The organism is Mycobacterium sp. 852002-40037_SCH5390672 (genome assembly GCF_001665875.1).
GTDB lineage: Bacteria > Actinomycetota > Actinomycetes > Mycobacteriales > Mycobacteriaceae > Mycobacterium.
Genome location: NZ_LZTA01000105.1, coordinates 1 through 1,149 on the forward strand (window position 1 = coordinate 1; position 1,149 = coordinate 1,149).

The 1,149-nt window shown below is 68.8% G+C and carries 1 protein-coding gene and 1 pseudogene; one reads left to right on the top strand and one right to left on the bottom strand.

Features of this window, described 5'->3' with window-relative positions:
• On the top strand, window positions 1–845 hold an 845-nt coding region (locus tag A5782_RS20180; protein WP_067103869.1), incomplete at its 5' end, for a VWA domain-containing protein.
• 4 nt (window positions 846–849) lie between these two features.
• Here the strand turns inward: A5782_RS20180 and A5782_RS20185 are convergent.
• A pseudogene (locus A5782_RS20185) lies at window positions 850–1,149 on the bottom strand (hypothetical protein); the annotation flags it as partial.

Genomic DNA, 1,149 nt, shown 5'->3' on the forward strand with positions numbered 1-1,149 from the left:
GCTACACCGACACCCCCGTGCCGCAGTCGCCGTGGCGGCACCTCCCGATCGCGGTGTCGCTGCTCTCCCTGGTGCTGTTGACCATCGCGCTGGCCACCCCCACCCACGACATGCGCATCCCGCGCAATCGCGCCGTCATCATGCTGGTGATCGACATGTCGCAGTCCATGCGGGCCACCGACGTCGAACCCAACCGGCTCAAGGCCGCCGCACAGGCAGCCACCCAGTTCGCCGGCCAGCTCACGCCCGGCATCAACCTCGGGCTGGTCGGGTTCGCCGGCACGCCCTATCTGCTGGTGCCGCCGACCCCGCAACACCAGGCGACTATCGACGCGCTCAAGAAGCTGGATTTCGCCGACAGCACGGCCACCGGCCAGGCCATCTTCACCGCCCTGCACGCGATCGGCGCCACCGTGATGGGCGGCGGCGACGGCCCACCGCCGGCGCGGATCGTGCTGGAGTCCGACGGCGCCGAGAACGTGCCGCTGGACCCCAATGCCCCGCAGGGGGCGTTCACCGCGGCCCGGGCCGCCAAGGCCGAGGGCGTGCAGATCTCGACCATCTCGTTCGGCACCCCGTACGGCACGGTGGACTACGAGGGCGCCACCATCCCGGTTCCGGTGGACGACCAGACCCTGCAGAAGATCTGCGAGATCACCGACGGCCAGTCGTTCCACGCCGACAGCCTGGATTCCCTGAAGAACGTGTACTCGACGCTGCAGCGCCAGATCGGCTACGAAACCGTGAAGGGCGACGCGAGCCTGGCCTGGATGCTGCTCGGCGCCTTCGTCATGGCCGGCGCCATCCTGGCCGGTCTCCTGCTGAACCGCAGGCTGCCCGCCTGAGTCCTCAGCTGGGCAGGCGGCGGTTGATCAACAATGCCAGCGCCGTCGCGATCAGGGCGGTCAATACGCCGAGGCGCAGCCACCCGGAGCTGCCCGGCCCTGGCACCGTACGGTAGCCGATCTCGTTCTCGATGGCGTTGTAGCTCTTTTCGAGCTCGCCGAGGTTGGTGGCGGTGTAAGACTGCCCGCCGGACAGCTTGGCGACCATCTTCATCTGGTCGGTCGACACCGGGACGGCGACCCGCTGCCCGTCCATCTCGATCTCGCCGCCCTTGGTCCCGAACGAGATCGTCGAGATCGGCAC